This is a genomic window from Nocardioides sp. (assembly GCF_030149505.1).
Taxonomy (GTDB): Bacteria; Actinomycetota; Actinomycetes; order Propionibacteriales; family Nocardioidaceae; genus Nocardioides.
Genome location: NZ_JASBRN010000082.1, coordinates 61812 through 79876 on the forward strand (window position 1 = coordinate 61812; position 18065 = coordinate 79876).

The window sequence follows — 18065 nt, forward strand, 5'->3', positions numbered from 1 at the left end:
CCTCAGCCCAGGTCGAGCAGCTGCTCGAGCCCGACGGTCAGGCCGGGACGCCCCTCGATCGCCCGCAGGGCGGCGAGGACACCGGGGGTGAAGGAGGCCCGGTCCATCGAGTCGTGGCGGATGGTGAGGGTCTCCCCCGTGCCGCCGAGCACGACCTCCTGGTGGGCGACCATCCCCCGGATCCGCAGCCCGTGGACGCGTACGCCGTCGACGTCCGCCCCGCGGGCGCCGTCCAGGGACGTGCTCGTCGCGTCGGGAACCGGCCCCAGCCCGGCCTCGCGGCGGGCGGCCGCGACCAGCTCGGCGGTGCGACGGGCCGTGCCGCTCGGCGCGTCGGCCTTGTCGGGGTGGTGCAGCTCGATGATCTCGACCGACTCGTAGAAGCGGGCGGCCTCTGCGGCGAAGCGCATCATCAGCACCGCCCCGATGGAGAAGTTGGGCGCGATGAGCACCCCGGTGCCCGGGGAGTCGGCGAGCCAGCCGCGCAACGTGTCGAGGCGTGCCTCGTCGAAGCCGGTGGTGCCGACCACCGCGTGGATCCCGTGGCTGATGCAGTGGCGCAGGTTGTCCATCACCACGTCGGGATGGGTGAAGTCGACGACGGCGGAGACCCCGGCGGGCACCAGCGCGTCGAGGTCGTCGGCGTCCTGGTCGTCGGTGTCCGCGGCCACGTCGACCTGGGCCACCAGCTCGAGGTCCGGGGCCTCCAGCACCGCGCGGCAGACCTCGCGTCCCACCTTCCCCCGAGCGCCCAGGACGCCCACCCTCATCCGTCCGTGCCCGTGCCGTGTCTCGCCCACGCGCCCAGCGTTCCACACCCGGGCCCGGGAGGTGACCGGGGTCGCGCGTGGTGGTCGCCACGACCGGCCCGCCGACCACGGCGGTCTGCTTTCTGGCAGTCTTGCCCCCATGGTGCTGCAGACCATCCCGGCCCGGATCCGCTGGTCGGTCGACCTCATGGACGTCCAGCCGGGTGACCACGTGCTCGAGATCGGGTGCGGGCCCGGCTACAGCGCCGAGCTGATCTGCAGCCGTCTGGAGACCGGGAAGCTCTTCGCCATCGACCGCTCGGAGTCGGGGGTGGACCGCACCAAGCGCCGCTGCGCGAAGTACCTCGAGTCCGGCCGGCTGACCGTGCGCCAGATCGACCTGGCCACGCTGCGGGTCCCCGTCAAGCGGCTGCACAAGGTCTACGCCTTCAACGTGAACCTCTTCTGGGTGCGCGACTGCGCCGACGAGGTGGCGCTGCTGCACGAGCGGGTCCTGCCCGGCGGCGCGGTCTACCTCTTCTTCGAGGTGGCCCGCCCCGACCAGGTCCCGCAGATCGTCGAGGGCGCCTCCAAGGCCCTCGCCGACGCCGGCTTCCGGGTCTCGGTGGTGCAGCGCAAGGTCCCTGCCGTCGTCGGCATCATCGGCAAGCGTTAGGCCATGACCTTCAGGTAGGTCTACATTAGGCCAGGACCTGGAGGAGGTGCGTGATGGCGGTGCCCTCACTGGTCGGCCTCGTGCTCACCGTGGACCAGCGCGGCAGCCGGCGCGCCCCCGACCGGGTGGGCGAGCTGCTGGCCGCCCTCGCCGACGCGCCCACGCGCCTGGCCTTCCAGCGCACCGCGGGCGACGAGGTGCAGGCCCTGGTCACCGAGGCCGGGCACCTGCCCGCCCTGGTCGAGCGGGTGCTGCGCAGCGGCGACTGGCGGCTGGGCCTGGGCCTCGGCGCGGTCCAGGCGCCGCTCCCGGCGGACGTGCGGGAGGCGCGCGGTCCCGCGTTCGTCCGAGCCCGCGCGGGCGTCGAGGCGGCCCGCACCTCGCCCGCCGGGCTGCGGGTGCACGCGCCGGAGCAGGCCGAGACGCCGGCCAGGGCCCTGGAGAGCGCGCTGTGGCTGTGGGCCTCGCTGCTGGAGCGCCGGACCCGGCGCGGGTGGGAGGTCGTGGACCTCGTCGACTCCGGAGCGACCTACGACCAGGCCGCGCACCAGCTGGGCATCTCCCCCAGCGCGGTGAGCCAACGCGCCGCAGCCGCCGGCCTCGCCGAGGGCAGGCGTGCCCGCGAGCTGGTCGCCCACCTCGCCGCCCTGGCGCTGGAGGCCGCCCGGTCCGAGGCAGACGCCGAGGTCGACGCCGGGGGCGAGGAGCAGCAGTGACGTGGGACGTCGACCCCGCGGGAGCCATGCTGCTGGTGCTCCTGGGTGCAGGTCTGCTGTCGTCCTGCTGGGCCTGGACCCGAGCGGGCGGTCGCACCTGGACCCCGATCTCGCTGCTCCTGCTGCTGGTCTCGCTGGCCTGGGCCGGGGCCGCGGACCTGCAGCTGGCGGGCGATGCTCCCCGCACCCTGCTGGTCGCGCTGGCCGGGGCGTTGGCCGTCGTCGGCGGCGGACCGGTGACCGCGGCCCTCTTCGACGTCGTCGACCAGGGCGACACCACGGGCGGTGACGAGGACGACTCGCTGGAGAACGCGGGCGAGCTGCTGCGCGGCGGAGCCTGGATCGGCGCCCTCGAGCGGGCCGGCGTGGTGGCCGCGCTCGTCGCGGGGTGGCCGGAGGGCACCGCGGCCGTGCTGGCTCTCAAGGGGCTGGGTCGCTACCCCGAGCTGCGCAACGCCGGCACCGGGGCGGTCGCCGAGCGGTTCATCATCGGCACGTTCTCCAGCGTCCTGTGGGCCGCGGCCTGCGCCGCGTGCGTCGTCCTGGCCTGAGCCGAGACGCCGGCCGCGGGACCAGGTCAGGCCGGACCGACCACCGCGAGCACCTCGGGACGCGTGAGGACCTCCGCCGCGACCGCACGGACCTCCTCCACGGTGACGTCCTCGATGTGCTGGAGCACCTCGTCCATCGTCAGCAGGGTGTCGTGGACCAGCTCGGACTTGCCCAGCCGCGACATCCGCGAGCCGGAGTCCTCCAGGCCGAGCACCAGTCCCCCGCGCAGCTGCCCCTGGCCCCTGGCCAGCTCCTCGGCGGTGATGCCGTCACGCGCGACCAGCGCCAGCTCAGCGCGCACGACCTGCAGCACCTCCTCGGCCTTGGCGGGCAGGCAGCCGACCGAGACACCGACCAGTCCGGTGTCGGCGTGGTGGGCGGCGAAGGAGTAGACGGAGTAGGCCAGACCGCGGTGCTCGCGCACCTCCTGGAAGAGCCGGGAGGACGTGCCGCCGCCCAGCGCGGTGTTGAGGATGGAGAGGGCGAAGCGACGGGGGTCGTTGCGGCCGATGCCCTCCATGCCCAGCACCAGGTTGACCTGCTCGAAGGGGCGGGTGGCCTGCGCCGTACCCCCGTGGACCGGGACCAGCGTGCCGCCGCCCAGCCGTGAGACGGGCGCCTCGACCCGGTCGAGGAAGCCGTTGCGGGCGAAGGACTCCTCGACCATCGCCACGACCCGGTCGTGCTCGAGGTTTCCGGCCACCGCCACGACGATGGTCGCGGGTCGGTAGTGGTCGCGGTGGAAGGCCGCGACCTGGTCGCGGGTGAGCGCCGCGATGGAGTCCTCCGTGCCGGCGATCGGCCGTCCCCAGGGGGTGTCGGCGCCGAACGCCTGCGCGGCGAAGAGGTTGTGCACGACGTCCTCGGGGTCGTCGTCGTGCATGGCGATCTCGTCGAGGATCACGTCGCGCTCGGCCTCGACGTCCTCGGGCGTGATGAGCGGGTCGGTGATCATGTCGCCGAGCACGTCCACGGCCAGCGGCAGGTCCTGGTCCAGCACCCGAGCGTGGAAGCAGGTGTACTCCTTGGCGGTGAAGGCGTTGAACTCCCCGCCCACCGCGTCCAGCGCCACGGAGATGTCCAGGGCGGTGCGGCTGCCGGTGCCCTTGAAGAGCACGTGCTCGAGGAAGTGCGAGCAGCCGTGCAGGGTCTCGTCCTCGTCCGCCGAGCCGACCCCGACCCACACCCCGATGCTGGCCGAGCGGACCCCGGCCATCTGCTCGGTGACCACGCGCAGGCCCGAGGGCAGCACCGTGCGTCGCACGGTGGAGGTGACGAGGCCGTCGTCGTCGGCGGTCTCGGAGAGGGTGGTGGTGACGGGCTCGGTGCGGTCGTGCAGCACGGGTGGCCTCCTCGGCGGTGACGTGAGGTGCGGTGCGGCCCGGCGGCCGGGGGTGGTGGCTGCCGGGTGCCGGTGGCGGACCCGGATGACCGGGCCCCTGACGCGGCCGACCCGCCCGAGGTGCTCGGACGGGTCGGCGCGTGGGTGCGTCCGTGGCGCGCGTGCGGCCGGGACGCGGAGGATCACTCCTCGGTGGCGGTCTCCTCGGCAGGGGCGGTGTCGGCCTCGGCGCCGTCCTCCTCGACCACGGGGGCCAGGGAGAGCTTGCCGCGGTCGTCGATCTCGGCGATCTCGACCTGCAGCTTCTGGCCGACCGAGACGACGTCCTCGACCGCGTCGACGCGCTTGCCACCGGCCAGGGAGCGGAGCTTGCTGATGTGCAGCAGCCCGTCCTTGCCCGGCATGAGCGAGACGAACGCACCGAAGTTGGTCGTCTTGACGACGGTGCCGAGGTAGCGCTCGCCGACCTCGGGCATCGTCGGGTTGGCGATCGCGTTGATCGCCGACCGGGCGGCCTCCGCGGCCGAGCCGACGGTGGCACCGATGTAGATGGTGCCGTCGTCCTCGATGGAGATCGAGGCGCCGGTGTCGTCCTGGATCTGGTTGATGATCTTGCCCTTGGGACCGATCACCTCGCCGATCTTGTCGACCGGGATCTTGATGGTGATGATCCGCGGCGCGGTCTCCGACATCTCGTCCGGGGCGTCGATGGCCTCGGCCATGACGTCGAGGATGGTCAGGCGGGCGTCCCGGGCCTGCTTCAGCGCGGCACCGAGCACCTCGGCGGGGATGCCGTCGAGCTTGGTGTCCAGCTGCAGGGCGGTGACGAACTCGCGGGTGCCGGCGACCTTGAAGTCCATGTCGCCGAAGGCGTCCTCGGCGCCGAGGATGTCGGTCAGCGCGACGTACGTCGTCTGGCCGTCGACCTCACCGGAGACCAGGCCCATCGCGATGCCCGCGACGGAGGCCTTCAGCGGCACGCCGGCCTGCAGCAGCGACAGGGTCGAGGCGCAGACCGAGCCCATCGAGGTCGAGCCGTTGGAGCCCATGGCCTCCGAGAGCTGGCGGATGGCGTAGGGGAACTCCTCGCGGTCCGGGAGCACCGGCAGCAGCGCGCGGCGCGCGAGCGCCCCGTGGCCGACCTCGCGGCGCTTGGGCGAGCCTACGCGACCGGTCTCGCCGGTGGAGAACGGCGGGAAGACGTACTTGTGCATGTAGCGGCGGTGCTTCTCCGGGGACAGCGTGTCGAGCTGCTGCTCCATCTTGAGCATGTCGAGGGTGGTCACGCCCAGGATCTGGGTCTCGCCACGCTCGAACAGCGCCGAGCCGTGCACGCGCGGGATCAGGCCGACCTCGGCGTGCAGGGGACGGATGTCGGCGAGGCCGCGACCGTCGATGCGGACCTTGTCGCGCAGGATCGACTCCCGCACGAGCGACTTGTTGAGCGAGCGGAACGCGGCACCGAGCTCCTTCTCGCGGCCCTCGAACTGGCCGGCGAGACGGTCGAGCAGGGCGTCCTTGAGCTCGTTGGTGCGCTCCTCGCGCTCCTGCTTGTCGGCGATCTTCATCGCGGCGGCGAGGTCCTCGCGCGCAGCGGCCTCGACGGCGGCGTAGACGTCGTCCTGGTAGTCGAGGAAGACCGGGAAGTCCTGGACCGGCTTGGCCGCGACGGCGGCGAGCTCGGACTGGGCCTCGCAGAGCTGCTTGATGAAGGGCTTGGAGGCGTCGAGCCCCTGGGCCACGACGGTCTCGTCGGGCGCCTGCGCGCCGGACTGGATCTTGCCGAAGGCGGTCTCGGTCGCCTCCGCCTCGACCATCATGATCGCGACGTCGCCGCTGTCGGTGACGCGGCCGGCCACGACCATGTCGAAGACGGCGTCCTCGAGCTGGGAGTGGGTCGGGAACGCGACCCACTGGCCGTCGATGAGGGCCACGCGCACGCCGCCGACGGGGCCGGAGAACGGCAGGCCGGAGAGCTGGGTGGACATGGACGCGGCGTTGATCGCCAGCACGTCGTAGGGGGTGTCGGGCTCGAGGGCCAGCACGGTGATGACGACCTGGACCTCGTTGCGCAGACCCTTCTTGAAGGTCGGGCGCAGCGGGCGGTCGATGAGGCGGCAGGTGAGGATCGCGTCCTCGCCCGGACGACCCTCGGAGCGGAAGAACGAGCCGGGGATCTTGCCCGCGGCGTACATCCGCTCCTCGACGTCGATCGTCAGGGGGAAGAAGTCGAAGTGGTCCTTGGGCTGCTTGCCGGCGGTGGTCGCCGAGAGCAGCATCGTGTCGTCGTCGAGGTAGGCGGTCACGGAACCGGCCGCCTGGCGGGCCAGCAGCCCGGTCTCGAACTTGACGGTGCGGGTGCCGAACGAGCCGTTGTCGATGACGGTCTCGACGGCGGAGATCACGGGTTCGGTGTGGGTCTCGGTCAAGAGGGGTCCTTCTGCTTGCGGAGCTCTCCGCTGCGTCCCGCGTCAGTGCCGATCTTCGATCGAGGCCCGCAGCGACGTCCCGCCGTGGGCGGGTCACGTTCTGAGAGCCACTACCGAGGACCGGGCCGAGGCGAGCGGGTCGCTCCTGGTGTGTGGTTATTTCGGTGGTGCGGCTCCGAGCCTAGTGCTCGGAGGGGGAAATGCGTCGGAGCGGCCGCCCTGGTCGGGGCGACCGCTCCGCCCTGCGTGCAGGGTGCGTCAGCGGCGCAGGCCGAGACGCTCGATGATCGAGCGGTAGCGCTCGATGTCGCTCTTGTTGAGGTAGTTCAGCAGCCGGCGGCGCTGACCCACGAGGAGCAGCAGGCCACGACGGCTGTGGTGGTCGTGCTTGTGCTGCTTGAGGTGCTCGGTCAGGTGGGCGATGCGGTGCGAGAGCAGCGCGATCTGGACCTCCGGCGAGCCGGTGTCGCCCTCGGTCGTGGCGTACTCGGCGATGATCTTCTTCTTGGTCTCCGCGTCGGTACCGATCGACATACGGGTTCTCCTCCCGGCCCTGGTCTCCCAGCTGGCCTGTTCGCTGCGCGGCGCGCCGGGGCCTGTTCACCCGGGCACTCTGGTTCCGCGGCCGTTGGACGGCATCCGGAGAAGACTAAGGCCCCGCACCCGCGGATCGAAATCCGCGGGGCGCGGGGCCCGTCGCCCTGGGGACCACCCCGGGCACTGCTCAGGTGTCGCTCAGATGTCGTGCTGGGTGGTGGTACGACGCTCGGTGACCGAGCCGTCGGCATGGGTCGTGGTCTGCACCGAGCCCGCACCGCCGCGACGGTTGAGGGTCATCGCGGTGAGCAGCAGCAGCACGACGCCGACGATCGTCATGATCCAGCCGATCATGACCAGGTCGACGCCCTCGACGGCGTCCTGCACCGCCAGCGCCAGGACCAGCCCGACGACGATCAGAAAGCCTCCGGCTCCGTAACCCATGGTGTTCTCCTTCTGGGGTAGCGGACGCGGGTGGCGCGTCCGGGGGCGTGGGGGTGCCCGCAGGACGTGTGCCCGCCTGGGACCGCGACCCTCTCACCCGACCAGGTGAGAGGGGTGTCGAACCGACCCGCCCACCTGCGGCGCAGGAGGTGGCACGATGCCCCGTATGGGCCTGCTCGCCGACTCCCCCGTCCCTCCCGGCTTCACCGGCACGCGGGTGGGGGTGTGCAACCTGTGCGAGGCCATCTGCGGGCTCCAGGTGACCTTCACCGCCGGTGAGGTCACCGGCATCCGCGGCAACCCCGAGGACCCGCTCTCCCGCGGCTACGTGTGCCCGAAGGGCACCTCCCTGGCCGACGTCTACTCCGACCCCGACCGGCTGCGCCGCCCCGTGCGCCGGGTCGGCACCGGCGCGGAGGCGACGTGGGAGGAGATGGACTGGGACGAGGCGCTCGACCTCGTGGCCGACCGGCTGGCGGCGGTGGCCACGGAGCACGGACGCGACGCGGTGGCGGTCTACCTCGGCAACCCCAACGCGCACTCCCTCGGCTCGGCGACGCACGGCACGGCGCTCGTGCGCAGCCTGCGCACGCGCAACCGGTTCAGCGCCTCCTCGGTCGACCAGTGGCCCCACCAGTTCCTCGCCTGGCAGATGTTCGGCCACCAGCTGCTCATCCCCGTGCCCGACATCGACCGCACCGACCTGTTCCTCGTCGTCGGGGGCAACCCGATGGCCTCGAACGGCTCGCTCATGACCGTCCCGGACTTCCCCGCGCGGGCGCGGGCGCTGCGCGAGCGCGGTGGCCGAATGGTCGTGGTGGACCCCCGGCGCACCGAGACCGCGAAGGTCGCCGACGAGCACCTGTTCGTGCGGCCGGGCAGCGACGCGGCGCTGCTGCTCGCAATGGTGCACGTGCTGCTGCGCGAGGGCCTCGCCACCCCGCCGGCGTACGTCGACCACCTCGACGAGCTCGCGGGGCTGGTCGCCGACTTCACGCCGGAGCTGGCCGAGCGCGCGACCGGTGTCGCGGCGGCCGACGTCGAGCGGCTGGCCCGGGAGCTGGCCGCCGCCGACCGAGCCGCGGTCTACGGACGCCTCGGGGTCTCCACGCACGGCTTCGGCTCGGTGTGCCAGTGGGCGGTCAACGTGCTCAACATCCTCACCGGCAACATCGACCGCGAGGGCGGGGTGATGTTCCCCGAGCCCGCGATCGACACCGTGGGTCGACGCATCGTCTCCCCCGGCCACCACGACAAGTGGCGCAGCCGGGTGCGTGGGCTGCCGGAGTTCGCCGGGGAGCTGCCGGTCTCGGCGCTGCAGGAGGAGATCACCACCCCGGGCCAGGGACAGGTGCGCGCGCTCGTGACGATCGCGGGCAACCCCGTCCTGTCCACCCCCGACGGGCGCGGGCTGGCCGCGGCCATGGACAGGCTCGACTTCATGGTCTCCATCGACATCTACCTCAACGAGACCACGCGGCACGCCGACGTGGTGCTGCCGGTGACCACGGCGCTCGAGCGCGACCAGTACGACCTGGTCTTCCACGGCCTGGCTGTGCGCAACACCGCCCGCTTCGTGCCGGCGCTGCTGCCGAAGGAGAAGGGGACCAAGCACGACTGGGAGGTCTTCGGCGCCCTCGCGCTGCGGCTGGCGGCCCGCACCGGTGACCGGCTGCCGCTGCGCGCCCGCCTCCAGCAGCGCGCCCGGCTCACCGCCAGCCCGCGCCTGCTGCTGCCGCTGCTGCTGCGCGGCAACCGCTACGGCCTGACCTGGCGACGACTGCGCGGCGCCCCCGAGGGCGTCGACCTCGGCCCGCTGCGCCCGTGCCTGCCCGGACGGCTCCAGACGCAGGGCAAGCGGGTCGACCTGACCCCCGCGCTCGTCGTCGCCGACCTCGAGCGGCTGCGCGCCTCGCTGCACGACAGCCCCGCACCCGACCCCGACGAGCTGCTCCTCATCGGGCGTCGGCACAAGCAGGACTGCAACTCCTGGCTGCACAACACCACGCGGCTGACCCGCGGCCGGGCGCGGCACCACCTCATGGTGCACCCCGAGGACCTCACCGCCCGCGGCCTGCGCGACGGCGACCTGCTCACGGTCACCAGCCGGGTCGGCTCGGTCGAGGTCGAGTGCACGGCCACCGAGGACGTCATGCGCGGTGTCGTCTCGCTCCCCCACGGCTACGGGCACGCGCTCCCGGGCGTGCGCCTCTCGGTCGCCACGGGCGTGCCGGGGGTCTCCATCAACGACCTCACCGACCCCGACCGGCTGGACCTGTCGGGGAACGCAGCGCTCAACGGCACCCCGGTCAGGATCGCGGCGGCTCCGGGGACTGCGGCTGCTGCTGGCCCTGCCGGCGCTGCTCGCGCAACGTGAGGTAGACCGCGCGCACGCCGACGGCGCGCTCCAGCTCGCGCGTCACCAACCCGAAGAACTGGGCGCGGTACGCCTCGTCGGTCACCGTCGAGACGGTGAGGTAGAGCAGCGAGAAGGCGCCCAGGAAGAGCGAGACCTGGACGAGCGGGACCGACACCTGCCCGAGGTAGGGCAGCGCGCGGATCTCGCCCTCGCCCATCCCCGTCCAGCCCGCCTGGACCTCCTGGCCCATCGTCAGCGCACCGAAGAGGAGGAAGAAGCCGAAGACGGTCGTCGCCAGCAGCACCACCTGGACGAACTGCACCACCACGAGGAAGAGCACCAGGTTGCCGCGCTCGAAGCCGCTCACCGTGGCGTGCGCCGCGGGATCGGCCCCGGGGTCGGCCAGCACCTCCTCGCACGCGGCCTCCAGCGGCGTACGACGGCAGGCGCGGCGCAGGAACTCCTCGTCGACCTCGTCGTCGGCCCGGTCGACCTCCTCCGGCAGCCGCGCCAGGAGGAAGGCGACGGCCAGCCCGGCGAAGAGCAGGACGACCAGCCACAGCTGTCCGGTCTGCAGGGAGGCCGCGAGCTCCCAGACCTCGGCGTTGATGAAGAGGAAGGTCACGAAGATCAGCAGCAGCGGCAGCGCCCGGGTCATCTGCGGCAGCAGCGAGGGCAGCGAGCTGACCGTGCGGCCCAGCGCCCAGGACAGGATCGGGCGCACGTGCAGGACGGTGAGGGCGTACCACCCGACCGCCAGCAGCACGAGGGTCAGGACGACCGCGGGTGCAGCCGAAACCTGGCCGGTCGCCCAGGCCAGGGCTGCTCCGGCCACCGCCGCGAGCAGCGCGACCAGGAGGAGCGTCGGCACCGTGCGGCGCGGCGAGAGCGCGGCGCGCGCCTCGCGGCGCCGCTCGGGCACGAAGTAGGACAGCCCGTTGGCCAGGAACCAGGCGTCCGCGGCGGCCACCGGGTCGACCCGCTCACCCGAGCGGTCGGGGCGCCCCTGGTGCGGCACGCCTAGTCCGTCCGCCCCGGCTCGTCGGCTGCCTGGCCCTGTCGCGCCAGGTGGGCACGCGCGCGGTCGACGTCCTCGGCCATCTGCACCAGCAGCTCGTCCACCGAGTCGAAGGTGGTCATCCCGCGCAGCCGCTCGAGGAAGGCGACCTCGACCTCGACGCCGTAGAGGTCGAGGTCGGTGCGGTCGAGGACGTAGGACTCCACGCGCCGCTCGCGCTCGCCGTGGAAGGTCGGGTTGGTCCCGACGCTGATGGCGGCGGGAAGGGTCTCGCCGATGTCGAGGCGGGTCAGCGTGCCGGCGTACACGCCGTCGGCGGGGGCGGCGGTGCGGGGGTCCGTGGGCACGTTGGCCGTGGGGTAGCCCAGTTCGCGGCCGCGCTGGTCGCCCTGGACCACGGTGCCGCGGACGACGTAGGGCCGGCCGAGGGCCTGCGCGGCGCCGGTGACGTCGCCGGCCGCCAGGCAGGTGCGGACGTAGGTGGACGACCAGACCTGGGGACCGCCGTCGAGCTCGATGCCCTCGGCGCTGAAGCCGAGCCGCTGCCCCGCCTCGGCGAGGGCGGCGACGTCGCCCGCGGCGCGGTGGCCGAAGCGGAAGTTGGCGCCGACCACGACGGCGTCGGCGTGCAGGGAGTCGACGAGCACCCGCTGGACGAACTGCTCCGGGGTCCAGGCGGCCACGTCCCGGTCGAAGGGCAGCGCGAGGACCGCGTCGGCCCCGGCGTCGCCCAGCAGCGCCGCCCGGGTCTCCAGCGAGGTCAGCGAGACCGGTGCGTGCTCGGGGCGCAGCACCGCCATCGGGTGCGGGTCGAAGGTGACGGCGACCAGCTGCAGGCCACGCTCGTCGGCGACCGCACGGGCGCGTGAGAGCACCCGGCGGTGGCCGAGGTGGACACCGTCGAAGTTGCCGATGACGACCGCGGTGCGGCCGAGGTCGTCCGGGACGTCGTCCCAGGAGCGCCAGATCTGCACGTCAGCACCCTACTGGCGCACCCACGCCCGGCCGGTCGGCAGGTCGGGCGGCAGGTCGGTCGCCAGCGGTCCTAGTCGACCTGGCGGACCTGCGCGGAGACGGCCTCGGCGACCTCCGGGGTGATCTCGGTGATCCCGTGCTCCTGCGCGGCGTGACCGGCCACGGCGCTCATGAGCGCGTCGCGGCTGCTCTCGCTGAAGGTGGTGGGACAGCCGGGCATGACGTCGCCGCAGGCGAGCTGGAACTTCATCGGGTCTCCTCGTCCTGGCCCCCGGGGGCCGGGTCGTCGTGGTGGTGCGGGTGGTCGGTCGGGTCGTGGTCGGTCGGGTGGTCGTGGGGGGCGTCGAGCGGGGGCGGGTCGGGGAAGCGCGCCCACAGGACGGCCTGGGCGTCGTCCTGCTCCATCCCGAGGGTGCCACCGTGCACCACCACGAGCGCCCGCGCGAGGTAGAGCCCGACGGTGATGCCGGAGTGGGTGCCGTCGGGGGTGTCGAAGGGCTCGAAGAGCGCCCTGGCGGTGCCCGGGTCGATCGGATCGCCTGCGCGGACCACCCGGACCTCCGTCCAGGGCTCGACCCGCTCGACCTCGAGCACCACCTGGTGCGGGGCCGGTCGGGTCGCGGTCGCCGCGCGCCACAGGTCCCGCAGGACGCGGGTGACCAGGTCGGGGTCGACGTGCAGGACGGTGTCGGCGCCCGCGCCACCGATCTCCTCCGGCAGCACGAGCGAGGCGCTCAGCTGCCCGACCGTCACCGGGTGCGGCTCCGGCTCGACCCGCCCGAGCATCGCCGCCGTGAGCAGCTCGACCTCCGCGGTGCGCTCGTCGAGGAGGTCGAGGGCGGACTGGAGGCGGGCCAGCGCCTGCGCTCGCGCACCCGGGTCACCGGACATGTCGCCCAACAGGCCCACCCACGCCTGGGCGACCGCCAGCGGCGAGCGGAGACCGTGGGTGAAGACCGACAGGAAGCGGTCGCGCTGCCGCGCCAGGTCCGGCGGCGGCCGGTGGGTGACCTGGGCCGTGCCGGCGTCGACGAAGGACTGGGTCCAGCGGTGCAGGAGTGCAGGGTCGAGGTCACGGCGCTCGGCGACCGCACCCACGCGCTCACCGGCCAGCACGTCCAGGACGGCGGCCACGCGGGCATCGGTCTGCTCCCCCAGGCGTCCCCCCGCGACGACGCGAGGGCCCCGGAAACGCGTGCGTGTCATCTCGACCCCTCTCTGTCCACGCCAGGCTAGTACGCCGCGCCCCCCGACTCCGAGGACCGGATGCGACTTCTGCACGCTCGGCGCGCGGCATGGCCCGTTCGGGCCAGCGAGGGGGGACCGGGCGGACCTGCCACGCTCGCCGGGTCCCGGAAGCCCTGGCGACCCCGCACGCGCCGCACCGTGGCGACGCGTGCTCGGCCTCGATCAGACGAAGACGGCCACGGGCCGGGCGAGACCGTCGCGCGGCTCGTAGAGCGCCAGGAACTCCCCGTCGGGGTCGAAGAGACCGGTCAGACCCGCCAGCGGCACCTCCAGGGCCCGGCCCACGCGCACGTGGCCGGCGTCGGCAGCGTCCAGGTCGAGCGCCGGGAACGCGGCTCGTGCCGCGACCGCCAGGGGCAGCACCGACGGGTCCTCCTCGAGCTCCTCCAGCGTCCGGGCCACGTCGAGCCCGTAGGGGCCGACGGCGGTCCGGCGCAGGGCGGTCAGGTGCCCGCCGACGCCCAGTGCGGCACCGAGGTCACGGGCGACGGCGCGCACGTAGGTGCCGCTGGAGCAGCGCAGGGAGACGTCGACGTCGAGGTGCTCGCCCGGCTGCCCCGAGGGGCGCACGTCGTGGACGTCGAGGGAGTGGATGGTCACCGGTCGGGCTACGAGCGCGACCTCCTCGCCGTCGCGGACCCGCTGGTAGGCCCGCTTGCCGTCGACCTTGATCGCCGAGACGGCCGTCGGGACCTGCTCGATGTCGCCGACGAACTCGGCCAGTGCCGCACGCACGGTCGCCTCGTCCAGGTGCGAGGCGACCGCTGTCGCCGTCACCTCGCCCTCGGCGTCATCGGTCGTGGTGGCCACGCCGAGGCGGATCGTGGCGTCGTACCCCTTCTCGGTCAGCATCAGGTGTCCCAGGAGCCGGGTCGCCCGGTCCACCCCGAGCACCAGCACGCCGGTGGCCATGGGGTCCAAGGTCCCGGCGTGGCCGACCTTGCGGGTGCCGACCAGCCGGCGGACCCGCGCGACGACGCCGTGGGAGGTGATGCCGGCGGGCTTGTCGACGACGACCAGCCCGGGCCGGGTCACGCCTGCTCGTCCGCGTCGTCGAGGTCGTCGAGGTCGTCGAGGTCCAGGTCGTCCTCGTCCGCGGCACGGGGCTTCTTGTAGGGGTCCGGGTCGCCGGCGTACTCCTCGCGGCGGATGGCCGCGACCGCCTCGTCCTGGGCCTTCGCGCGGGCCAGGACGTCCTCGAGGTGCCGGGCGGTCTCCGGCAGCGCGTCGGGGACGAACGTCAGCGTCGGCACGTGGCGCATGCCGAGCTGCTTGCCCACCTCCGAGCGCAGCAGGCCCTTGGCCGACTCCAGCGCGGCCGCCGTGGAGGCCAGCTGCGCCTCCTGGTCCTCGGGCGAGCCGAGGACCGTGTAGAAGATCGTGGCCTGCTGGTTGTCGCCGGAGACCCGCACGTCGGTGAGGGTGACGAAGCCGAGGCGCGGGTCCTTGATCCGCCGCTCGAGCATCTCGGCGACGACGACCTGGATCCGGTCGGCGATCTTGCGGACGCGGGGGCTGCTCATGGTGTTCTTCCTACTCCTCCGGCTGGAACCGCACCACGCCGGGCCGGCCCGTGGGCCGACCCGGCGTGGTGCGTCAGGTGCTGCAGGTGGTGATCAGCTGCGCGGGATCTCGCGCATCTCGAAGGCCTCGACGAAGTCGCCTTCCTTGATGTCCTGGAAGTTGCGCAGGACCAGACCGCACTCGAAGCCCTCGCGGACCTCGGAGGCGTCGTCACGCTCGCGCTTGAGCGAGGCGAGGTCGAGGTTGTCGGCCACCACGGCGCCGTCGCGCACGAGGCGCACCTTGGCGTTGCGGCGGATGAGGCCCTCGGTGACCATGCAGCCGGCGATGTTGCCGATCTTGCTGGAGCGGAAGATGGCCCGGATCTCGGCGCGGCCGAGCGAGACCTCCTCGTACTCCGGCTTGAGCATGCCCTTGAGCGCCGCCTCGATCTCCTCGATGGCCTGGTAGATCACCGAGTAGTAGCGGATCTCGACGCCCTCGCGGTCGGCCATCTCGGTCGCCTTGCCCTGCGGGCGGACGTTGAAGCCGATGATGATCGCGTCGGAGGCAGCGGCCAGGTCGACGTTGGTCTCGGTGATCGCACCGACACCGCGGTCGATGACCCGCAGGCTGACCTCGTCGCCGACGTCGATCTGCGACAGGGCGTCCTCGAGCGCCTCGACCGAACCGGACACGTCGCCCTTGAGGATGAGGTTGAGCTCCTGGCTCTCGCCCTTCTCCATGGAGGCCATGAAGTCCTCGAGCGAGCGGCGGACGCGACGCTTGGCCTGCATGGCCGCACGCTCGCGCGCCTCGCGCTTCTCGGCGATCTGGCGCGCCATCCGGTCGTCGTCGACCACGATGAAGTTCTGGCCGGCGCCGGGGACGGCGGTCAGGCCCAGGACCATCGCGGGGCGCGACGGGTCGGCCTCGTCGATGTTCTCGCCGTGCTCGTCGAGCATCGCGCGGACACGACCGTAGGCCGGACCGGCGACCAGGGAGTCGCCGACCCGCAGCGTGCCGCGCTGGACCAGCACGGTGGCGACGGGACCGCGGCCACGGTCGAGGTGCGCCTCGACCACGAGACCCTGCGCGTCCTGCGTGGGGTTGGCCCGCAGGTCGAGCGAGGCGTCGGCGGTGAGGACGACGGCCTCGAGCAGCTTGTCGAGGTGGAGCTCGGACTTGGCCGAGACGTCGACGAACATCGTGTCGCCGCCGTACTCCTCGGGCACCAGGCCGTACTCGGCCATCTGGCCGCGGACCTTGGTCGGGTCGGCCTCGGGGAGGTCGATCTTGTTGACCGCGACCACGATCGGCACGCCGGCGGCCTTGGCGTGGTTGAGCGCCTCGACCGTCTGCGGCATCACGCCGTCGTTGGCCGCCACCACGAGGATCGCGATGTCGGTGGCCTGCGCACCACGAGCACGCATGGCGGTGAACGCCTCGTGACCCGGGGTGTCGATGAAGGTGATGCGGCGCTCGTTGCCGTCGACGTCCGCGGTGACCTGGTAGGCGCCGATGTGCTGGGTGATGCCACCGGCCTCCTTGTCGACGACGTTGGCGTTGCGCAGCGCGTCGAGCAGGCGGGTCTTTCCGTGGTCGACGTGACCCATGACGGTCACGACCGGCGGACGGACGACCAGGTCGTCCTCGTCGCCCTCGTCGGCACCGAACTCGAGGTCGAAGGTCTCGAGGAGCTCGCGGTCCTCGTCCTCCGGGGAGATGACCTGGACGACGTAGTTGAGCTCCTCGCCGAGCAGCTCCAGCGTCTCGTCGTTGACCGACTCGGTCGCGGTCACCATCTCGCCGAGGTGGAACAGCATCTGCACGAGCTGGGCTGCGTCGACGCCGACCTTCTCGGCGAAGTCGGTCAGCGAAGCGCCACGCGCCAACCGGACGACCTCGCCGTTGCCCTTGCGGACGCGCATGCCGCCCAGGGTCGGGGCCTCCATGGCCTCGAACTCCTGGCGACGTGCCCGCTTCGACTTGCGACCGCGACGCGACGGACCACCGGGGCGACCGAAGGCACCCTGGGTCTGGCCGCGCTGGCCGGGACGACCGCCACCGCCGGGGCGACCGGCGAAGCCGCCGCCCGGACGACCGGGGGCACCGCCACCGGGGGCGCCCGGACGACCGGGAGCACCGCCGCGGCCGGGGGCGCCGGGGCGACCGCCGGGACCGGGGCGACCCGGGGCGGGACGGCCGCCGGGGCCCTGGCCGAACGCGGCCGGGGACTTGGGCATCATCGCGGGGTTGGGGCGCGGCATGCCCGGACGACCGGGCGCGCCGTCGCGGCCGGCCGGCGGACGCGGCGGACGCTGGTCACCGGCACCGGCGCCAGGGGCACCGGGAGCGCCGGGGGCTCCGCCACCGGGGCGGGGCGCGGGGCGCTGGCCCATGCCCTGGCTGGGCGCGAAGGGGTTGTTGCCCGGACGCGGAGCGCCGGGACGTCCGACCGGACGCGGGGCCGGGGCCTTGGGGGCGGCCGAGGCGGCGGGCGCCTCGGGAGCAGCGGGTGCCGGGGCAGCGGCGGCCGGGGCCTCGGGGGCCTGCGGCTCCGGGGTCGCGGCGGGCGCGGGCTTGGGGCCAGGGCGAGGGCCCGGCGTGGCGGCCGGCTTGGCGGGCGCCGGGGCGGCCGGCGCGGCAGCAGCAGGGGCCTCGGGGGCCGACTCGGCGGCGGGGGCAGCGGGAGCGGCCGGCTTCGCAGCGGCCTTCTTGGCGGGAGCAGGCTTCTCGGCAGGGGCACCGCCACCGGCCTGCTCGGCCTTCAGCTTCTCGCCGATCTCCTTGCGGAAACGCATCTCGGCGGGCAGCTCGACGGTCGAGCTCGCCGACTTGACGAACTCACCCATCTCCTTGAACTTCTCGAGAACGAACTTGCTCTCGACTCCGAACTCCTTGGCGAGCTCGTGAACGCGGGTCTTGGCCACAATTCTCCTCTTTGGCCCCGAGACCCGTGTCCGGGTGCTGCTCGAGACCGTCTAGTGGTGGTGCAAACTCATCGGGAAGTACTCATCGAGTGCTCATGAGCTGCTGCTCCAGTTCCTGGTCATGCGTCCGGATCGGTCCGGTCGCGGTGTGCGGGGACGCGGGCGAGGTGCTGGGCGACCGCGTCGGTCGGGAGTCCCTGCCCACCTGCTGCTCGCAGGGCTCGGGCGAAGGCCTTCCGCTTGACGGCCAGCTCGTAGCACGCGGTCGTGGGGTGCAGGTGCGCCCCGCGGCCGGCCGCGCTGCCGGTGGGATCGGGGAGGACGACCGGGCGGTCGTCCACCGAGCCCACGACGAGGCGCAACAGCTCGCGTCTGGCGGCCCGCTGCCGACATCCGATGCACGTCCGGACCGGGCCGTCCGAGGACGGGAGAACCGGGCGCGCAGGGGTTGTGTCTTGGTGGGCCACCGCGGAACACCATAGCCCCTCGGCAGCTCCTCGGCCGAACCGGGGAGCTCGCCCCCGCGGTCGGGCGTGTCCGGCGTCAGGCGGCCCGGCGCCACGTCGTACGACGTCGGGCACGGC

Annotated in this window: 17 protein-coding genes; 4 read left to right on the forward strand and 13 right to left on the reverse strand. The window is 73.2% G+C overall.

The genetic code is table 11. From position 1 onward, the window contains the following. Window positions 1–2: 2 nt before the first annotated feature. Window positions 3–770, reverse strand: coding sequence for a 4-hydroxy-tetrahydrodipicolinate reductase (dapB, locus tag Q1V71_RS19045; RefSeq protein ID WP_300645961.1), 768 nt, complete (start codon window positions 768–770; stop codon window positions 3–5). 139 nt (window positions 771–909) lie between these two features. Here dapB and Q1V71_RS19050 point away from each other — a divergent pair, with 139 nt between their 5' ends. From Q1V71_RS19050 to Q1V71_RS19060, 3 genes are read left to right on the forward strand one after another with little or no spacing between them, the layout of a single operon-like run. Next, window positions 910–1425, forward strand: a complete 516-nt coding sequence (locus Q1V71_RS19050; RefSeq protein WP_300645887.1) for a trans-aconitate 2-methyltransferase — start codon at window positions 910–912, stop codon at window positions 1423–1425. Window positions 1426–1478: 53 nt separating this feature from the next. Continuing rightward, complete coding sequence (locus tag Q1V71_RS19055) at window positions 1479–2141, forward strand: transposase (RefSeq protein ID WP_300645888.1); 663 nt, start codon at window positions 1479–1481, stop codon at window positions 2139–2141. Then, a complete protein-coding gene (locus Q1V71_RS19060; RefSeq protein ID WP_300645890.1) occupies window positions 2138–2692 on the forward strand; it encodes a hypothetical protein in 555 nt (184 codons plus the stop codon). The genes Q1V71_RS19055 and Q1V71_RS19060 overlap by 4 nt, the downstream gene beginning before the upstream one ends. Window positions 2693–2718: 26 nt before the next feature. On the opposite strand, the gene Q1V71_RS19065 is transcribed toward Q1V71_RS19060, so the two are convergent. The 4 genes from Q1V71_RS19065 to Q1V71_RS19080 form a co-directional block, all read right to left on the reverse strand. Beyond that, window positions 2719–4035, reverse strand: coding sequence for a pitrilysin family protein (locus tag Q1V71_RS19065; protein ID WP_300645892.1), 1317 nt, complete (start codon window positions 4033–4035; stop codon window positions 2719–2721). A gap of 182 nt (window positions 4036–4217) precedes the next feature. Beyond that, window positions 4218–6464 carry a polyribonucleotide nucleotidyltransferase gene (locus tag Q1V71_RS19070; RefSeq protein ID WP_300645894.1) on the reverse strand — a complete coding sequence of 749 codons (2247 nt, stop codon included), beginning with the start codon at window positions 6462–6464 and terminating at the stop codon, window positions 4218–4220. A 258-nt stretch (window positions 6465–6722) separates the two neighbouring features. Further along, the gene (rpsO, locus tag Q1V71_RS19075; RefSeq protein WP_300645896.1) at window positions 6723–6998 is read right to left on the reverse strand and encodes a 30S ribosomal protein S15; all 276 of its coding nucleotides are present in this window, start codon (window positions 6996–6998) and stop codon (window positions 6723–6725) included. Between the two features lie 201 nt (window positions 6999–7199). Beyond that, entirely contained in the window at window positions 7200–7445 is a 246-nt protein-coding gene (locus Q1V71_RS19080) for a DUF6458 family protein (protein WP_300645898.1), read from the reverse strand. Between the two features lie 157 nt (window positions 7446–7602). Between Q1V71_RS19080 and Q1V71_RS19085 the strand changes: the two genes are divergently transcribed. Then, window positions 7603–9822 (forward strand): molybdopterin-dependent oxidoreductase, encoded by a 2220-nt coding sequence (locus Q1V71_RS19085; RefSeq protein WP_300645901.1) that lies wholly within the window; start codon window positions 7603–7605, stop codon window positions 9820–9822. Here Q1V71_RS19085 and Q1V71_RS19090 read toward each other — a convergent pair. From Q1V71_RS19090 to Q1V71_RS19125, 8 genes are all read right to left on the reverse strand, one after another. Then, complete coding sequence (locus tag Q1V71_RS19090; RefSeq protein WP_300645903.1) at window positions 9755–10822, reverse strand: hypothetical protein; 1068 nt, start codon at window positions 10820–10822, stop codon at window positions 9755–9757. The two genes, Q1V71_RS19085 and Q1V71_RS19090, sit on opposite strands and share 68 nt — an antisense overlap. 2 nt (window positions 10823–10824) lie before the next feature. Further along, window positions 10825–11796, reverse strand: coding sequence for a bifunctional riboflavin kinase/FAD synthetase (locus Q1V71_RS19095; protein WP_300645904.1), 972 nt, complete (start codon window positions 11794–11796; stop codon window positions 10825–10827). 71 nt (window positions 11797–11867) lie between these two features. After that, on the reverse strand, window positions 11868–12047 hold the full coding sequence (locus tag Q1V71_RS19100) for a DUF1059 domain-containing protein (protein ID WP_300645905.1): 180 nt from the start codon (window positions 12045–12047) through the stop codon (window positions 11868–11870). Further along, window positions 12044–13003 carry a sensor histidine kinase KdpD gene (locus Q1V71_RS19105; RefSeq protein ID WP_300645906.1) on the reverse strand — a complete coding sequence of 320 codons (960 nt, stop codon included), beginning with the start codon at window positions 13001–13003 and terminating at the stop codon, window positions 12044–12046. Before Q1V71_RS19105 ends, Q1V71_RS19100 begins: the two co-directional genes overlap by 4 nt. Before the next feature lie 204 nt (window positions 13004–13207). Beyond that, the gene (truB, locus tag Q1V71_RS19110; RefSeq protein WP_300645908.1) at window positions 13208–14080 is read right to left on the reverse strand and encodes a tRNA pseudouridine(55) synthase TruB; all 873 of its coding nucleotides are present in this window, start codon (window positions 14078–14080) and stop codon (window positions 13208–13210) included. Then, window positions 14077–14568 carry a 30S ribosome-binding factor RbfA gene (gene rbfA / locus Q1V71_RS19115; protein ID WP_300645910.1) on the reverse strand — a complete coding sequence of 164 codons (492 nt, stop codon included), beginning with the start codon at window positions 14566–14568 and terminating at the stop codon, window positions 14077–14079. Before rbfA ends, truB begins: the two co-directional genes overlap by 4 nt. Before the next feature lie 93 nt (window positions 14569–14661). Beyond that, window positions 14662–17481: a translation initiation factor IF-2 gene (gene infB, locus Q1V71_RS19120; RefSeq protein WP_300645911.1), complete on the reverse strand. Its 2820-nt coding sequence runs from the start codon at window positions 17479–17481 to the stop codon at window positions 14662–14664. Between the two features lie 119 nt (window positions 17482–17600). Beyond that, the gene (locus Q1V71_RS19125; protein ID WP_367280166.1) at window positions 17601–18062 is read right to left on the reverse strand and encodes a YlxR family protein; all 462 of its coding nucleotides are present in this window, start codon (window positions 18060–18062) and stop codon (window positions 17601–17603) included. Window positions 18063–18065: the final 3 nt, after the last annotated feature.